General features: G+C 61.1%; 14 protein-coding genes. 9 read left to right on the top strand and 5 right to left on the bottom strand.

The window, feature by feature from the left end; genetic code table 11:
• Positions 1–119 precede the first annotated feature (119 nt).
• The 4 genes from AOA60_RS25225 (at position 120) to AOA60_RS25210 (ending at position 6582) form a co-directional block, all read left to right on the top strand.
• Positions 120–3341, top strand: a complete 3222-nt coding sequence (locus tag AOA60_RS25225; RefSeq protein ID WP_099586638.1) for an efflux RND transporter permease subunit — start codon at positions 120–122, stop codon at positions 3339–3341.
• The gene (locus AOA60_RS25220; RefSeq protein ID WP_099586637.1) at positions 3331–4500 is read left to right on the top strand and encodes an efflux RND transporter periplasmic adaptor subunit; all 1170 of its coding nucleotides are present in this window, start codon (positions 3331–3333) and stop codon (positions 4498–4500) included. The genes AOA60_RS25225 and AOA60_RS25220 overlap by 11 nt, the downstream gene beginning before the upstream one ends.
• Positions 4484–5896, top strand: coding sequence for an efflux transporter outer membrane subunit (locus AOA60_RS25215; RefSeq protein ID WP_099586636.1), 1413 nt, complete (start codon positions 4484–4486; stop codon positions 5894–5896). Before AOA60_RS25220 ends, AOA60_RS25215 begins: the two co-directional genes overlap by 17 nt.
• Positions 5897–6123: 227 nt before the next feature.
• Complete coding sequence (locus AOA60_RS25210; RefSeq protein WP_099586635.1) at positions 6124–6582, top strand: transposase; 459 nt, start codon at positions 6124–6126, stop codon at positions 6580–6582.
• Between the two features lie 64 nt (positions 6583–6646).
• On the opposite strand, the gene AOA60_RS25205 is transcribed toward AOA60_RS25210, so the two are convergent.
• The 4 genes from AOA60_RS25205 to AOA60_RS25190 all read right to left on the bottom strand — a co-directional run bounded on the left by AOA60_RS25205 (position 6647) and on the right by AOA60_RS25190 (position 10441).
• Positions 6647–7093, bottom strand: a complete 447-nt coding sequence (locus AOA60_RS25205; RefSeq protein WP_099586634.1) for a hypothetical protein — start codon at positions 7091–7093, stop codon at positions 6647–6649.
• Complete coding sequence (locus AOA60_RS25200; protein WP_244643488.1) at positions 7071–7454, bottom strand: polymorphic toxin type 44 domain-containing protein; 384 nt, start codon at positions 7452–7454, stop codon at positions 7071–7073. Before AOA60_RS25200 ends, AOA60_RS25205 begins: the two co-directional genes overlap by 23 nt.
• A gap of 196 nt (positions 7455–7650) precedes the next feature.
• A complete protein-coding gene (locus AOA60_RS25195) occupies positions 7651–8934 on the bottom strand; it encodes a Zn-dependent hydrolase (RefSeq protein WP_099586633.1) in 1284 nt (427 codons plus the stop codon).
• 25 nt (positions 8935–8959) lie between these two features.
• On the bottom strand, positions 8960–10441 hold the full coding sequence (locus AOA60_RS25190; RefSeq protein ID WP_099586632.1) for an NCS1 family nucleobase:cation symporter-1: 1482 nt from the start codon (positions 10439–10441) through the stop codon (positions 8960–8962).
• 590 nt (positions 10442–11031) lie between these two features.
• On the opposite strand from AOA60_RS25190, the gene hydA reads away from it, so the two are divergent.
• The 3 genes from hydA to preA all read left to right on the top strand — a co-directional run bounded on the left by hydA (position 11032) and on the right by preA (position 15273).
• Entirely contained in the window at positions 11032–12471 is a 1440-nt protein-coding gene (hydA, locus tag AOA60_RS25185) for a dihydropyrimidinase (protein ID WP_099586631.1), read from the top strand.
• 160 nt (positions 12472–12631) lie between these two features.
• Positions 12632–13999, top strand: coding sequence for an NAD(P)-dependent oxidoreductase (locus AOA60_RS25180; RefSeq protein ID WP_099586630.1), 1368 nt, complete (start codon positions 12632–12634; stop codon positions 13997–13999).
• The gene (gene preA, locus AOA60_RS25175) at positions 13999–15273 is read left to right on the top strand and encodes an NAD-dependent dihydropyrimidine dehydrogenase subunit PreA (RefSeq protein WP_099586629.1); all 1275 of its coding nucleotides are present in this window, start codon (positions 13999–14001) and stop codon (positions 15271–15273) included. Before AOA60_RS25180 ends, preA begins: the two co-directional genes overlap by 1 nt.
• 347 nt (positions 15274–15620) lie before the next feature.
• Here preA and AOA60_RS25170 read toward each other — a convergent pair whose 3' ends face one another.
• Complete coding sequence (locus AOA60_RS25170) at positions 15621–16241, bottom strand: TetR/AcrR family transcriptional regulator (protein WP_099586628.1); 621 nt, start codon at positions 16239–16241, stop codon at positions 15621–15623.
• A 116-nt stretch (positions 16242–16357) separates the two neighbouring features.
• On the opposite strand from AOA60_RS25170, the gene copC reads away from it, so the two are divergent.
• Positions 16358–16723, top strand: a complete 366-nt coding sequence (gene copC / locus AOA60_RS25165) for a copper homeostasis periplasmic binding protein CopC (RefSeq protein ID WP_099586627.1) — start codon at positions 16358–16360, stop codon at positions 16721–16723.
• A gap of 3 nt (positions 16724–16726) precedes the next feature.
• Positions 16727–17584 carry a copper homeostasis membrane protein CopD gene (gene copD / locus AOA60_RS25160; protein WP_099586626.1) on the top strand — a complete coding sequence of 286 codons (858 nt, stop codon included), beginning with the start codon at positions 16727–16729 and terminating at the stop codon, positions 17582–17584.
• The last annotated feature ends 5 nt before the right edge of the window (positions 17585–17589 follow it).

Genomic DNA, 17589 nt, shown 5'->3' with positions numbered 1-17589 from the left:
CATATGAAACGATCTTCAGCCCGTACCTAAATGTTCCTTCACCTGGCTGAAAGGTGCGTGTTAGGTGGGTCGGGCAAGACTGCCGGGGTTTGCAATCCTGCTCCCTCGGAGGTTCACGCATGCTCGGGCTGGTAAAGACCGCACTGCACAAGCCCTACACGTTTATCGTGTTGGCCATATTCATCTGCATCATCGGGCCGATGGCGGCCCTGCGTACCCCCACGGACGTGTTCCCCGATATCGGTATCCCTGTGGTCGCCGTGGTCTGGCAGTACAACGGCCTGTCGCCGGACGCCATGGCCGGCCGGGTGATCTACACCTACGAACGCTCCCTGAGCACCACCGTCAACGACATCGAACATATCGAATCGCAATCCCTGCCCGGCATGGGCATCGTGAAAATATTCTTCCAACCCGGCGTCGATATTCGCACCGCCAATGCCCAAGTGACCGCCGTGTCACAAACCGTACTCAAGCAGATGCCGCCGGGTATCACGCCGCCGCTGATCCTCAACTACAGCGCGTCCACGGTGCCGATCCTGCAAATGGCCTTTTCCAGCCCGAGCCTGTCGGAAGCCAGGATCCGCGACCTGGTGCAGAACAACATTCGCCTGCCGTTAAGCGCCCTGCCCGGCCTGGCGATGCCCACGCCGATGGGTGGCAAGCAGCGGCAGATTACCCTCGACCTTGACCCGCAGGCGCTGGCGGCTAAAGGCCTGTCGGCGCAGGACGTGGGCAATGCCCTGGCCCTGCAGAACCAGATCATCCCGGTGGGCACCGCCAAGCTCGGCCCCAACGAATACACGATCCTGCTCAACAACAGCCCCAAGGCCATCGATGAACTCAACGACCTGCCGATCAAGACCGTCGACGGCGCGTTGATCACCATCGGCCAGGTCGCCCACGTGCGCGACGGTTCGCCCCCGCAGACCAACATCGTGCGTGTCGACGGCCATCGCGCCGTGCTGATGCCGGCGCTGAAGAACGGCAGCATCTCCACCCTGTCGATCATCGACGGTATCCGTGGAATGCTGCCGCGCATCAATGAGACGCTGCCACCGTCGCTCAAGACGTCCCTGTTGGGCGACGCCTCGGTATTCGTCAAACAATCGGTGGGCAGCGTGGCCCAGGAAGGCATCATCGCCGCACTGCTGACCAGTGCAATGATCCTGCTGTTCCTCGGCAGCTGGCGCTCGACCCTGATCATTGCCGCCTCGATTCCCCTGGCAGTGCTCTCGGCAATCGCGCTGCTGGCTGTCAGCGGGCAAACCCTCAACGTCATGACCCTCGGCGGTCTCGCGCTGGCGGTGGGGATTCTGGTGGATGACGCCACGGTGACCATCGAGAACATCAACTGGCACCTGGAACAAGGCAAGGCGGTGAAGACCGCGATCCTCGACGGCGCCGCGCAAATTGTCGGCCCGGCGTTTGTGTCGCTGCTGTGCATCTGCATCGTGTTCGTGCCGATGTTCATGCTGCAGGGCATCGCCGGTTACCTGTTCCGGCCGATGGCCCTTGCGGTGATTTTTGCCATGGCCAGTTCCTTCGTCCTCTCGCGCACCTTGGTGCCGACGCTGGCGATGTTCCTGCTCAAGCCACACACGCCGGAGCAAGGTGCCGGGCATCATCCGGAAGACGACTTCATCAATCACCATGAGGGCGAGCAGCACACCCAACCACGTAATCGCGCGCTGCAAGCAGTGCTGAATTTCCAGCAGGGTTTCGAGCGCCATTTCTCGAATACCCGCGACACTTACCACGGCCTGTTGACCCTGGCACTGGGTCATCGCAAGCGCTTTATCATCGGCTTCCTGGCCTGCGTGCTGGCGTCGTTCCTGCTGCTGCCAAGCCTGGGCCAGGACTTCTTCCCGGCCACCGACGCCGGCGCTCTCGCCCTTCACGTGCGCCTGCCGCTGGGCACGCGCATCGAGGAAAGTGCCGCCGCCTTCGACCGCATAGAAGCGCGGATCCGCGAAGTAATCCCGGCCGCAGAACTGGATACCATCGTCGACAACATCGGCATCCCGCTCAGCGGCATCGACATGGCCTACAGCAGCAGCGGCACCATCGGCCCCCAGGATGGCGACATCCAGGTCAGCCTTAAACAACACCACGCGCCCACCGCCGACTACGTGAAAAAACTGCGTGAAGCGCTGCCGCAAAGCTTCCCCGGCAGCCACTTCGCCTTCCTGCCCGCCGACATCAGCAGCCAGATCCTCAACTTCGGCGAACCCGCCCCGCTGGACGTGAAAATTTCCGGGCGCAACGATGCCGAAAACCGTGCGTATGCCATAGAGCTTGAGCGCCGCCTGCAACATGTGCCGGGCATTGCCGACCTGCGTATCCAGCAATCCACCGGCTACCCGTCGCTGCAAGTGAATGTCGACCGCCTGCGCGCCAACGGCCTGGGCATTACCGAGCGCGACGTGACCAACAGCATGGTCGCGTCGCTGGCCGGCAGCTCGCAAACCGCGCCGACCTTCTGGCTCAACCCGGCCAACGGCGTGTCGTACTCCATCGTCGCCGCCACCCCGCAATATCGCCTCGACAGCCTGCCGTCGCTGGAAGCCTTGCCAGTGACCGGCGCCGACGGCCAATCACAAATCCTTGGCGGCGTGGCTACCATTTCTCGCGTGCAAAGCTCGGCGGTGGTGACCCACTACAACATCGAGCCGACCCTGGACCTGTACGCCAACGTGCAAGGCCGCGACCTCGGTGGCGTGGCCCGCGACGTGCAAAAGGTGCTGGATGACACCGCGGCCCTGCGCCCCAAGGGCGCGTCGATCAGCCTGCACGGGCAGATCGACGCGCTGCATGAAGCCTTCAGCGGCCTGAGCTTCGGCCTGCTCGGTGCGGTGGTGCTGATCTATCTGCTGATCGTGGTCAATTTCCAATCCTGGGCCGACCCGTTCGTGATCATCACCGCGTTGCCGGCAGCATTGGCGGGGATTGTGTGGATGCTGTTCCTCAGTGGCACCTCGCTGTCGGTGCCCGCCTTGACCGGCGCGATCCTGTGCATGGGCGTGGCCACCGCCAACTCGATCCTGGTGGTGAGTTTCTGCCGTGAGCGCCTGGCCGAACATGGCGATGCGTTGAAAGCCGCACTGGAAGCCGGCTACACACGTTTTCGCCCGGTGTGCATGACGGCCCTGGCGATGATCATCGGCATGTTACCCCTGGCGCTGTCCGAGGAGCAAAACGCCCCGCTGGGTCGAGCGGTGATCGGTGGCTTGATCTTCGCCACGGTCGCCACCCTGTTGTTTGTTCCCGTGGTCTTCAGCCTTGTCCACGGGCGTCACCCTACTCGCGCAGTTGCAGGAGAAACCCCACATGTCGCCTGATCACAAACCCTCGCGCAAGCGCCTGATGCTCATGGGTGTCGGCGGCCTGACCCTGGCCGCCCTGTTGGTCGCCAACGGCCTGCATGCCCGCACGCTACACGAGCAATCGGTGACCGCCTGGACCGAGACCGCCGCCATGCCCCAAGTGATGGTGTTCCAACCCCAACAGAACGTGGCCGGTGATACCTTGCGCCTGCCTGCGCACCTGGAGGCGTGGAGCAAAGCGCCGATTCATGCGCGGGTCAGCGGTTACCTCAAGGACTGGAAGGCGGACATCGGCAGCCAAGTCAAAGCCGGACAAATTCTCGGCGAAATCGACAGCCCGGACCTCGATCAACAGCTGGCGCAAACCCACGCACGCCTGGTGCAGGAACAGGCCAACGCACGCCTCGCGGCGACCACCGCGACGCGCTGGCAAAACCTGCTGGCGAGCCACTCCGTGTCGCGCCAGGAAGCCGATGAAAAAACCTCCAACGCCGCGGCCGCCAACGCCAATGTCCAAGCCGCTGCTGCCGACTACGCACGCCTGTCAGCGCTGGAAAGCTACAAGACCATTCGCGCGCCGTTCGCCGGCACCATCACTGCGCGCAACACCGATATCGGCCAGTTGATCAAGGCCGACAGCGACAGTGATCCGGAGTTATTCAACATCGCCGATACGCACCAGTTGCGCCTTTACGTCCCCGTGCCGCAGAACTACGCGGCAGTGATCCACCCCGGCCTGGAAGCCCGGCTCACCGTGCCCGAACACCCCGGCGAGCACTTCAAGGCGCGGCTGATTGGCGACTCCACCGCCATCGATCGCCGCTCCGGCACCCTGCTCGCGCAGTTCGTGGTGGACAACCCCGACGACCAGCTGCTGCCCGGTGATTACGCCGAAGCCACGCTGCCGATTCCGGCCGACACCCATGGCGTCAGTATCCCGGCCAGCGCGCTGATCTTCCGCGCCCAAGGCACCCAAGTCGCGCTACTGGATGGACAGAACCATGTGCACCTGCAAACCATCCACATTGGCCTCGACCTGGGCGAACGCCTGGTGATCGACCAGGGCCTGAAACCTGCCGACCGCATAGTCGACAATCCGCCAGACGCCCTGCGCGAAGGCGACGCCGTGCAATTGGCCGAAGCGGCTGGAGGTGCCCATGCGCCCAAGGCTTAAACCGCTGGCGGCACTGATGCTAGTGGCCTTGCAAGGCTGCTCGATGGCGCCCACCTACAAAGTGCCGTCAATCGACCTGCCCGCAGGGTATCGCGAGCAGACCCGCGATGGCCCATGGCACAGCGCGCAACCGGCCGATCAACGGGTGCCACAAGGGTGGGCGCTCTACCACGACGCGCAACTGGATAACCTGCAACAGCAACTGCTCACGGCCAACCCGGACCTCGCGGCGGCCTTGGCGCACTTCGATGCAGCCCAGGCCTATGCCAGCCAACTGCACGCCGGACTGTTCCCGCAGATCACCGCCAGTGCGCAGCCGTTGCGCCAACGCCAATCGGACTCACGACCGCTGCGAGGCACGACGCAGCCTTCGGTGTACAACAGCAACACCGCTGGGTTTGCCCTGAGCTACGACTTGGACCTGTGGGGCAAAATCCGCAATCAGGTCGCGGCGGGCGATGCCCAGGTGCAAGCGTCCGGCGATGACCTGGCCGTGGCGCGACTGAGCCTGCAACATCAACTGGCGGCCCTGTATGTGCAGCTCAATGGGCTGGATGCACAGGACCGGATTCTCAATAACTCGCTGGAGGATTACAGCCAAGCGCTGCAACTGACGCGCAGTCGTTACGCAGGCCAGATCGCGTCGGAACTGGACCTGACCCGTGCGCAGAACCAACTGGCCGAGGCCAAGTCGCAGCGGGATGAAGTACAGGGGCAACGTAACCTTACCGAGCACGCCATCGCAGAACTGGTGGGCGTGCCGGCGAGTGATTTTTCACTGCCGCCCAGCCGGCAGTTGATCGCGCTACCGCAGATTCCATCACAACTGCCGAGCCAGTTGTTGCAACGGCGCCCGGATGTTGCAGCGGCAGAGCGTCGAGTATTTGCCGCCAACGCCAACATCGGCGTGGCCAAGGCCGCCTGGTACCCGGACTTCAGTTTGACCGGCTTGATTGGCGGGCAGACTCAAGGCGTTGGCAACCTGCTGTCCGCTGGCAATCGCTATTGGGCGTTGGGGCCGCTGATGAATGTGCCGATCTTCGACGGCGGACGCTTGAGCGCCAATGAACGCCAGGCCAAAGCCGAGTTTGAAGAGGCGTCGGCGCAATACCGCAGCCAGGTGTTGAAGGCCATACGCGAGGTGGAAGACAACCTGGCGCGACTGCGGGATTTGCAGCAGGAGGCCCAGGATGAGCAAGCGGCAGCGGATGCGGCGCAGCACACCCAGGCGCTGGCAATGAACAGCTATCAGGCCGGCGCGGTGAGTTACCTGGATGTGGTGACGGCGCAGACAGCGGCGTTGCAGGCGCAGAGGACGTTACAGGCGGTGCAGACTCGGCAGTTGCAGGCGAGTGTGGGGCTTTTGACCGCACTCGGCGGCGGTTGGCAAATGTGAGGGAGAGCTGGCCCCGACGGCGGTGGGTCAAATACCGCAATCGGGGGGCAAGCCCCCTCCCACACTGTCCTGCGCCAGACACACATTGTATGAACACCGCAGATCCAATGTGGGAGGGGGCTTGCCCCCGATGGCGGCCTTCCAGACACATCCTGCCAAAAGCCTGCCGACCAATCCCTTGTCCTCCAACCTAGCCTCTTGAAACACCCCAAAAGAGAGGCCAAGGAATGCCTGACCTACCCGCTTCACACCGCCTGCGCATCGGGCGCTTCAGCGAACCAGACCGCATCTACCTCATCACCACCAACACCCACGAACGCATCCCGATATTCAACGACTTCCACCTCGGTCGCCTGGTGGTCTGGCAGTTGCGCCTCGCGCAGTACCAAGGGCTGGCGAAGTCCCTTGCATGGGTGATCATGCCGGACCACTTTCATTGGCTCATCGAACTACGCAAAGGCTCGCTGGCGGATCTGATGCGGCAGGTGAAATCCAAAAGCACGCGGTCCGTCAACGGCGCAAGCGGCCGCAAGGGCCGGCTTTGGCAAGGCAGCCTTCACGACCGAGCACTGCGCAAGGAAGATGATTTGGTGAAGATGGCCCGGTATGTGGTAGCCAATCCATTGCGGGCAGGTTTGGTCGAGCGGATTGGGGACTATCCGTTGTGGGATGCGATCTGGGTATAGGTTCGAGATCGAGTCGCCCTATCGCTAGCAAGCCCTTTCGGACTGACCGCCAAGATTATCAAGTTTATGGCCGACTATTGAGGAAAACGCTGACTGGAGTGAAGTCACGGCCATCGGCATGTCGATACAAGGTACTGCTGTGGTAGTCAGATACCTCCCCCGTGACCGAGACAATAATCTCGCTGCCCTGAGTGACAACCTTGGCCGATGCGTCACGAGTAATTAGAAACGGAGTCGCCTCTTTGAGCGCGGACAACACTTCACGGTCGCTGGCTAAAGTTCGGTAAACGTAGTATCGATAACTGAACGGAACCGTTGCGCCACCACGGTCATCCTTGACGCCGTAGATCGATGCATCAGCGTTCAGAGGCGCTCTGAGCACCACTTCAGTCAGTTGCGGGCGGCCCGCCGAAAGAAGCCAGCTGCCGCCGATGTAAACCAGGCAAAGCAGCAGCAGGATTGTCGTAACAACTGAATACAGCGATCTTTTAGTAGTTCCTGAACCGGGCATACCTGATTCCTTCCTTGATCCAATATTGGTCGATTGGATCGTCACCGAATGGAGCGTCTGCCCACCATTTACCAAACTCAGGATTGCCCGAGCCTGCCCTATTCTGGGCAAGGCCCGCGGCTCGCAAAAGCACTTCTTCGCTGAAACCGGCAGCTATCCCAACAGCGCCATAATGAAAGTTCCCAAACGCTTCATATTCTCTGGAAATCTGTTTGTAATCCCAAGGGCCACGATTTCGGACTTGAGTATAAAACCAAGAGTACATAAATGCTGACCCAGCCTTCAGCACATTCTTTTTATGAAAGGCCGTGGCCATATTTTCATTGAGCGATACACCGGGTGGCGGCATTGGATTTGGCATTACATGCTTCCTTTGCAGTAAATTTTCCCGGCGGAAACTAACACTGGAAGAGCAAGCTGTAGAGCACACAACGCAGCAACAGAAACTTCGTACAACAGAGTAGGACGCGCCTTGCACGTGATCACCAGAGCCATTTTTTTCCTACAATCTAGGCTTACTTTGTCGCCCCGCACGCTCCCACATTCTTTCCCGCATTTCAGGCCGCTAGCTTGCCGCTGGCGATTGCAGCAGAAGCGGCCACCATCGCACGCAACAACACCGCACACCCCGCCGCCAAATCATCCGGTGCGGCATTCTCGATTTCGTTATGGCTGATACCCCCCTCGCACGGCACAAAAATCATCCCTGCCGGGCCCAGTTCTGCGACGAAGATCGCGTCGTGCCCTGCCCCGCTGACGATGTCCATGTTCGACAAACCCAGCCCGTTCGCCGCATCGCGCACGGCGTCAACGCAGCCTTTGTCGAAATACAGCGGTGGGAAATCTGCGGTGGGCTCCATTTCAAAGCTCAGGCCATGCTTGGCGCAGGTGTCATCAATCACCTTGCGCACCTCGGCAATCATCGAATCCAACCGCGTCGGTTCCAGGTGACGGAAGTCCAGGGTCATGCGCACTTCGCCAGGAATCACGTTGCGCGATCCCGGGTACGCTTGCAGGCAACCCACGGTCCCGCACGCATGGGGCTGATGCCCCAGCGCCGCCGCATTCACCGCCGCCACCACCGCTGCTGCGCCCACCAGCGCATCCTTGCGCAGGTGCATCGGCGTCGGCCCGGCATGCGCCTCAACGCCGCGCAGTTTCAGGTCAAACCATTTTTGCCCGAGGGCGCCAAGGACCACGCCGATGGTTTTCTTCTCATCCTCCAGAATCGGCCCTTGTTCGATATGCGCCTCGAAATACGCACCGACCTTGTGCCCACTTTCGGGCCGGGTGCCCGCATAGCCAATCGCATTCAGCGCATCACCCACGCTGACGCCCTGTGCATCGACCTTGGCCAGGGTTTCGGCGAGGGTAAATTTCTCGGCAAACACGCCGGAGCCCATCATGCACGGCGGGAAGCGCGAGCCTTCCTCGTTGGTCCACACCACCACTTCCAGCGGTGCTTCGGTTTCCACGTTCAGGTCATTGAGGGTGCGCAGCACTTCCACGCCGGCCAACACGCCAAAGCAACCGTCGAATTTGCCGCCCGTGGGCTGGGTGTCGATATGGCTGCCGGTCATCACCGGCGGCAGGTCGGGATTACGGCCAGGGCGGCGCGCGAAGATATTGCCGATGCCGTCGACGGTCACCGTGCAACCGGCGTCTACGCACCATTGCACAAACAGATCGCGGGCCTTGCGATCGAGGTCGGTAAGGGCCAGGCGACACACGCCGCCCTTGGGGGTGGCGCCGAGCTTGGCCAGGTCCATCAGCGACTGCCACAAGCGGTCGCGGTTGATATGCAGGTGGGTCGATTGCAGAACGTCGAGGGCAGCGTTCATGGGGATCTCCTCAGGCTTGTATTTCTTATGAATTGACAACGACTGGGTTGGCTCCACGCCGGGCATTGAGGCCGTAATACAACACCCCGCCCAACGCCGAACCGGTAAACCAGCCATAGCTGTAGAACCAGCTGAACGCGTCACTGCCCAACGACAGCAAGGTCAGCACCACCGGCACGCCAAAGGCGACAAAGCCGCTCCAGTTCCATGCCGGGTACACGTCGTCGCGGTACAGCCCCGCCAGGTCAAGCTGCTGTTTGCGGGTGATGAAGTAGTCCACCACCATGATCCCGGCGATGGGGCCAAGCAGGCTGGAATAGCCCAGCAACCAGTTGGAATAGACCGTTTCCAAGCTCACATCGGAGACGATCAGCCCAAGCTTTTTCAGGAGTTCATGGGCCATCAGCAGCAGCCCCACGAACCCGGTGAGGATCACCGCCGTGGTGCGATTGATCAGCTTGGGCGCGATGTTCTGGAAGTCATTGGTCGGCGAGACGATGTTCGCCGCCGTGTTGGTGGACAAGGTCGCGATGATGATCAGCGCCATGGCGATAGCGACCCAGACCGGGCTCTGGATATGCCCGATCAGGGTCACCGGGTCGGACACGCTGACGCCCACCAGTTTCACCGACGCGGCGGTCATGATCACGCCGAGGGCGGCGAACAGGAACATGGTCAGCGGCAGGCCGAAAATCTGCCCGAGGATCTGGTCCTTCTGGCTTTTGGCGTAGCGGCTGAAATCGGGAATGTTCAGCGACAAGGTGGCCCAGAAGCCGACCATCGCGGTAAGGCCCGCCATGAAATAACCGGTGAGGCTCGCCCCTTCCGGGCGCTTGGGCGGGATCGCCATCAATTCGCTGATCGACACATTCGGCATGGCCCAGACCAGCAGGCCAACCCCCACCGCCACCAGCAGCGGTGCGGACAAGGTCTCCAGGCGCTTGATGGACTCGGCGCCGCGCAACACCACCCACAAGTTCAGGCACCAGAAGATCATGAAGCCAATCACTTCACCGGTACCGCCGAGGGACTTCCACCCCTCGAAAATCGAGCCCAGGAACAGGTGAATCGCCAGCCCGCCAAACATCGTCTGGATACCAAACCAACCACAGGCCACCAGCGCTCGAATCAAGCACGGCACGTTGGAGCCGAGGATGCCAAAGGACGAGCGCAACAACACCGGGAACGGAATGCCGTACTTGGTGCCGGGGAAGGCGTTAAGCGTCAGCGGGATCAGCACCACGATATTGGCCAGCAGAATCGCGACCAGCGCCTCGCCCACTGATAATCCAAAGTAAGCAGTCAGCACGCCGCCCAATGTATACGTGGGCACGCAGATCGACATGCCGACCCACAGCGCGGTGATGTGCCACTTGTTCCAAGTGCGTTCGTGCACCTGGGTAGGTGCCATGTCGTGGTTGTAGCGAGGGCTGTCGAGGACGTCGGGGCCGGCGTCGAGTTCGTACAGGCCGTTGCGCTCAATAACTTGCGATCTGTTCTGTTGCATGGCCGCTCCACGGTTTTTTCGAATTATTGTTGCTCACCTGCAGGGTTGATGCAGGTGGCCGGAGTACCTCGTAAACAACATGACATCACGGGCCCGGCCAGCCGTTCCTGCACTCAATAACCGTGCCGAAAACCGCCGCCATACCCTTACCGCTTATATAACTGACTGATGTTAATCAGCTTTCCGATTGAACCTAGGGTACTTGCCACGCGACTCAGGCTGGATAACGTGGAAGTTGCCCGAACTGTCAGGACTCAATCTGGTGCAACACAATTATTTTTATTTCCGTGGCCCGTCAAGAGGCATATCTCAAGCGTCTGATTTGCAATAAGAAATGTTGCTCATATTGAGAACCTGTCAAGTGCGTCAAAATGGTGAGAGCCCGCTACATTTTGGTGACATTGATTTTTTATCCTTATAAATCAATTACATATAAAATTAATAAGCTTATAAAAAATATTCTTGCCCTATCGAAAAACTCGGGCTAGTTTCTATTCCTGTCACCGATGACAGGAATTAACCACCGCTCGGCGACAGCATTACAACACTTAGAACCGGCACAAGCCGGTCAAGCCTTTGAGGAACTCGACATGTCGCTGTTGATCCGTGGCGCCACCGTTATTACCCATGATGAAAGTTACCGCGCCGATGTGTTGTGCGCAGGCGGTCTGATTCGCGCCGTTGGCACGGATCTGGAGATTCCCGCCGGCACCGAGATACTTGATGGCAGCGGCCAATACTTGATGCCCGGCGGCATCGACCCCCATACCCACATGCAATTGCCCTTCATGGGCACCGTGGCCAGTGAAGACTTCTTCAGTGGCACGGCAGCGGGTCTGGCCGGCGGCACCACGTCCATCATTGATTTTGTGATTCCCAACCCGCAGCAGTCCTTGATGGAAGCGTTTCACCAGTGGCGCGGCTGGGCCGAAAAATCGGCGTCCGACTACGGTTTTCACGTCGCGATCACCTGGTGGAGCGAACAGGTGCGTGAGGAAATGGCCGAGCTCGTCAGCCATCACGGCATCAACAGCTTCAAGCATTTCATGGCGTACAAGAACGCGATCATGGCGGCCGACGATACCCTGGTCGCCAGCTTCGAACGCTGCCTTGAGCTAGGCGCAGTGCCCACCGTGCATGCGGAAAACGGCGAGTTGGTGTATCACCTGCAACGCAAGTTGATGGCCCAGGGCATCACCGGGCCGGAAGCGCACCCACTGTCGCGCCCCTCCCAGGTGGAAGGCGAAGCGGCCAGCCGCGCGATCCGCATCGCCGAGACCATTGGCACGCCACTGTATCTGGTGCACGTCTCCACCCAGGAAGCGCTGGATGAAATCACCTATGCCCGTGGCAAAGGCCAGGCGGTGTACGGCGAAGTGCTGGCCGGCCACCTGTTGCTGGACGACAGTGTCTACCAGCACCCCGACTGGCAAACCGCCGCCGGCTATGTGATGAGCCCGCCGTTCCGCCCACGCGGGCATCAGGAAGCCCTGTGGCATGGCCTGCAATCCGGCAACCTGCACACCACCGCCACGGACCACTGCTGCTTCTGCGCTGAGCAAAAAGCCGCCGGCCGAGACGATTTCAGCAAGATCCCCAACGGCACCGCCGGTATCGAAGACCGCATGGCGCTGCTATGGCACGAAGGCGTCAATACCGGGCGCCTGTCGATGCAGGAATTCGTTGCGCTGACCTCCACCAACACCGCGAAGATCTTCAACCTGTACCCGCGCAAAGGCGCCATCCGTGTGGGTGCCGATGCCGATCTGGTGCTGTGGGATCCCGAGGGTACGCGGACCATTTCCGCCAAGACCCACCACCAGAACGTCGACTTCAACATCTTCGAAGGCAAGACCGTGCGCGGCGTGCCGAGCCATACCATCAGCCAGGGCAAACTGGTCTGGGCCGATGGCGACCTGCGCGCCGAGCGCGGTGCCGGACGTTATGTGGAACGGCCGGCGTATCCGTCGGTGTTCGAGCAGTTGAGCAAGCGGGCTGAGCATGCCAGGCCGGTTGCTGTGAAGCGCTGAGACCGCTATCGGGGGCAAGCCCCCTCCCACACTGATCTCATTCCAATTGGAAAAACGCGGTCAAATGTGGGAGGGGGCTTGCCCCCGATGAGGCCAGCACAGGCAACAAAAAAACAATGCCCATCAGAGGCAGCACCTCAATAACCGTGAGGCCACCACCGTGATCCAGACCCTGACCCACCTCCCCCATCCCCATGAGGATGGCGCAACCCTCGCCAGCCACTTCACCGACCTGGCGCCGCCCCTGAACGCCCGTCAGGCCCAACTGGAAGCCTCGCGCTGCCTGTACTGCTACGACGCGCCCTGCGTGAACGCGTGCCCCAGCGACATCGATATTCCGTCGTTCATCCGCAACATCCACACCGAAAACGTCCAAGGCGCGGCGCAGAAAATCCTCTCGGCCAACATCCTCGGTGGCAGCTGCGCACGGGTCTGCCCGACGGAAATCCTGTGCCAGCAAGCCTGCGTGCGCAACAACAGCGAAGAATGCGCCCCCGTGCTGATCGGCCTGCTGCAACGCTACGCCATCGACAATGCGCACTTCAGCGAACACCCCTTCCAGCGCGCCGCGACGACCGGCAAGCGCATCGCCGTGGTGGGCGCCGGCCCGGCCGGCCTGGCCTGCGCCCATCGCGCCGCTTTGCATGGCCATGACGTGGTGATTTTCGAAGCCCGCGAAAAAGCCGGCGGCCTGAATGAATACGGGATCGCCAAATACAAACTGGTGGATGACTTTGCCCAGAAGGAACTGGATTTCCTCCTGCAGATCGGCGGCATCGAGATCCGCCACGGCCAGCGTCTGGGCGATAACCTCACCTTGAGCGAACTGCACCAGCAATTCGACTCGGTATTCCTCGGCCTGGGTCTCGCCGCCAGCAAACAGTTGGGGCTACCCCACGAAGACGCCCCCGGCCTGCTCGCCGCCACCGACTACATCCGCGAACTGCGCCAGGCCGATGACCTGACCCAACTGCCACTGGCCGACCGCTGCATCGTGCTCGGCGCTGGCAATACTGCGATCGACATGGCCGTGCAAATGGCCCGCCTCGGCGCCCGCGATGTCAACCTCGTCTACCGTCGCGGCCTGGCGGACATGGGCGCCACGCACCATGAACAGGACATCGCCAAAGCCAATCAGGTGCGCCTGTTGACCTGGGCCCAGCCTGAAGAAGTGCTGCTCGATGATCAGGGCCATGTACGCGGGATGCGCTTCCAGCGCACACACATGGAAAACGGCCGCCTGCACCCCACCGGCGAGAGCTTCGAACTGGCTGCCGATGCGATCTTCAAGGCCATCGGGCAAGGGTTTGACGGCGCAGCGTTACACGATCCACTGGCCCAGCAACTGCATCGCGTGGGCGAGCGAATCTTTGTCGACGAACAGCTGCGCACCAGCATTCCCGGCGTGTATGCGGGAGGTGATTGCGTGAGCCTCGGCCAGGACCTCACCGTACAAGCGGTGCAACACGGCAAGCTGGCCGCCGAAGCCATGCACGCCCAACTCATGCTGACTGTGGAGGCCGCGTAATGGCCGATCTCTCGATTGTCTTCGCCGGTATCAAAGCCCCCAACCCGTTCTGGCTGGCCTCCGCGCCGCCCACCGACAAGGCCTACAACGTGGTCCGCGCCTTCGAGGCAGGCTGGGGCGGCGTGGTGTGGAAAACCCTGGGTGAAGACCCGGCGGCGGTCAACGTGTCGTCACGTTACTCGGCGCACTACGGTGCCAACCGTGAAGTGCTGGGCATCAACAATATCGAGCTGATCACCGACCGCTCCCTGGAGATCAACCTGCGGGAAATCACCCAGGTGAAAAAGGACTGGCCCGACCGCGCGTTGATCGTGTCGCTGATGGTGCCGTGTGTCGAAGAGTCCTGGAAAAACATCCTGCCGCTGGTGGAAGCCACTGGCTGTGACGGTATCGAACTGAACTTCGGTTGCCCCCACGGCATGCCCGAGCGCGGCATGGGCGCAGCAGTAGGCCAGGTGCCGGAATATGTTGAACAGGTGACGCGCTGGTGCAAGACCTACTGCTCACTGCCGGTGATCGTCAAGCTCACGCCAAACATCACCGACATCCGGGTGGCGGCGCGGGCGGCGTATCGCGGTGGGGCGGATGCGGTGTCGCTGATCAACACCATCAATTCCATCACCAGCGTGGACCTGGAGCGCATGGTTGCCCTGCCCGTCGTCGGTACGCAAAGTACCCACGGCGGCTACTGCGGCTCGGCGGTCAAGCCGATTGCCCTGAACATGGTTGCGGAAATCGCCCGCGACCCGCAGACGCAAGGCCTGCCGATCTGCGGCATTGGCGGCATTGGCAACTGGCGCGACGCGGCAGAATTCGTCGCCCTCGGTTGCGGCGCGGTGCAAGTGTGTACGGCGGCGATGCTGCACGGGTTTCGTATCGTTGAAGAGATGAAGGACGGGCTGTCGCGGTGGATGGACAGCCAGGGCTACACCAGCTTGCAGGACTTTTCCGGGCGGGCTGTGGGCAATACCACGGACTGGAAGTACCTGGACATCAACTACCAGGTGATCGCCAAGATCGACCAGGCCGCGTGTATTGGGTGCGGGCGTTGCCATATTGCCTGTGAGGATACGTCACACCAGGCCATCGCCAGCTTGAAGCAGGCGGATGGTACGCATGCATACGAGGTGATCGATGATGAGTGCGTGGGCTGCAACCTGTGCCAGATCACCTGCCCGGTGGCGGACTGCATTGAGATGGTGCCCATCGACACGGGCAAGCCGTTTTTGAATTGGACCCAGGATCCGAGGAATCCCTACAGGGAGGCTGTGTAGTCCTTTAGATCGCTATGGGGGGCAAGCCCCCTCCCACACAATTGGCTAAATGCGGTCACATGTGGGAGGGGGCTTGCCCCCGATAGGCATAGGGATCTACACAACTCTCAAAGGCTTATACATAACTCTGTGGTGAGCGGGCTTGTCCCGCGCTGGGCTGCGCAGCAGCCCCAAAACCAGGCAACTTGGTTTTTCTGAAAAAACGCGGTGGGTTTGATGGGGCTGCTTCGCAGCCCAGCGCGGGACAAGCCCGCTCACCACAACAGCCCGTTTGCCATAGATTCAGCATCCACGGAAAGTTGTGTAGACACCTATCCCCGATAGGGCCATCAGCCTCACCACAAGACTCAAGGCTCCAACCCAATCCCGCGCAAAATCACACCCGTCACGGTCTGGATCGCTTTCTCAAACTGCAGGTCCGACAACGGCTGGTGATCATTCAGAATCTTCACCTGATGGTCAAAGTCGGCATAGTGCTGGGTCGAAGCCCAGATCATGTACAGCAGGCTCGACGGCTCCACCGGCAGGATGCGTTTGTCTTCCACCCATTGACGAATTTTCGCTTCCTTCATCTTGGCCCAGTCGTACAGGCTTTCGTCCAGCGCCTCACCGAGTGTCGGCGCGCCGTGGATGATTTCGTTGGCCCAGACCTTGGAGCCATACGGCCGTGTGCGTGAGCGCTGCATCTTGGCGCGGATGTAGCTGCTGAGCACGACCCGTGGGTCATCGAAGGTTTCGAAGCTCAGGGCATCCTGTTTCCACACGTCCAGCAGGTCGAACAGCACGGCGCTGTACAGCTCGCTTTTGGTGGTGAAGTAGTAATGCAGGTTCGAGCGCGGCAGTTGCGCTTCTTCGGCGATGTCGGCCATGGCGGTGCTGCCGTAGCCTTTCTCTGCGAAGACTTTCTCCGCCGCCAGCAGGATTTTTTCGACGTTGGCCCTACGAATTCCGATCTTGTGATTGCCCATAAGGGCTCCCTGACAAAGACATACGCCAAAGACTACCACCCGCTCTAGATCGGGGCGACAGGCCAAGCCGAAACTTCGTACACTGCCCACTCCTACCCATTGATTGGTATTGAACAATGTTGATCAAGAAAACCCTCACCACCGTCGCCCTGCTCGCATCCCTGCTGGGCGCCTCGGCGGCGTTCGCCCATGCTCACCTCAAAAGCTCCACGCCGGCGGCAGACAGCACGGTGACAGCCCCCGCCGATCTGCGCCTGACCTTCAGCGAAGGCATCGAGGCGACCTTCACCAAGGTGTCCCTGAGCAAGGACGGCACCGAAATCGCGATCAAAGGCCTGGACACCGAAGGCACCGACAAGAAAGTCCTGGTGGTCACCCCGGCCGCACCACTCGCGGCCGGTAACTACAAAGTGGTGTGGAATGCCGTGTCGGTCGACACCCACAAGAGCAACGGCGAATACAGCTTCAAGGTTGGCCAGTAATCCATGGCGACCCTGCTGGTGCTGTGCCGCTTTGTGCATTTCATCGTCGTGTTGCTGATGTTCGGGGCCTGCGCGTTCAGGCCCTGGCTCCTCGGCGCTGAACCGCAGCCGGCGCTGGACCGGCAATTGCTGCGCATCACCCGTGGGCTGGCATGGACGGCCCTCGCGTCGGGGGCGATCTGGTTACTGTTGATTACTGTCAGCATGGCGGGCTCATGGTCGGCGGCGCTGGAACCGTCGACGGTGCAGTTGGTGCTGGGCAAGACCTTTTTTGGCCAGGTGTGGACCTGGCATCTGATCGTGAACGGCTTACTGATCATCAGCCTGATGACCCCGTGGAGGGCCCCTCGCCTGCCGCTGATCACGCTGTTGCTGATAACCCTGGCACCGGTCGGCCATGGCGCCATGCTCGATGGGCTGAGCGGGCAGTTGTTGATCCTCAACCAGGTGGTCCATCTGATGTGTGTGGGCGCGTGGTTGGGCGGGCTGTTGCTGCTGGTCTTGATCCTCCGGCAATCACAGCGTTTTGAGTTGGCGCCCGTCCTGCGTCGTTTCAGTGGCGTGGGTTACGGCCTGGTCGCGGGCTTGCTGGTGACCGGCCTGATCAATGTGCGCGTCCTGACCGGGCAGTTGTGGCCCACGCCGTTGTTCAGTGGTTTTGCCTTGATTCTGTTGATCAAGGTGATGCTGGTGCTGGGGATGTTGGCGCTGGCGTTGCTGAACCGCTTACGCCTTGATAGCTGCGAACAACGGCTGGGCAGCTTGAGGGCCAGCGTGATGCTGGAATGGCTCCTGGGTGTTTGCGCAGTGGCCGCCGTTTCACTCCTGGGCACCTTGCCGCCGATGCTGCTGGCTGGCTGAAACGA

The sequence above is a fragment of the Pseudomonas sp. 2822-17 genome (assembly GCF_002742485.1).
Classification (GTDB): Bacteria; Pseudomonadota; Gammaproteobacteria; order Pseudomonadales; family Pseudomonadaceae; genus Aquipseudomonas; species Aquipseudomonas cyclaminis.
Note: the sequence above shows the minus strand (reverse complement) of the source record. Positions and strands in the feature narration are given on the sequence as shown.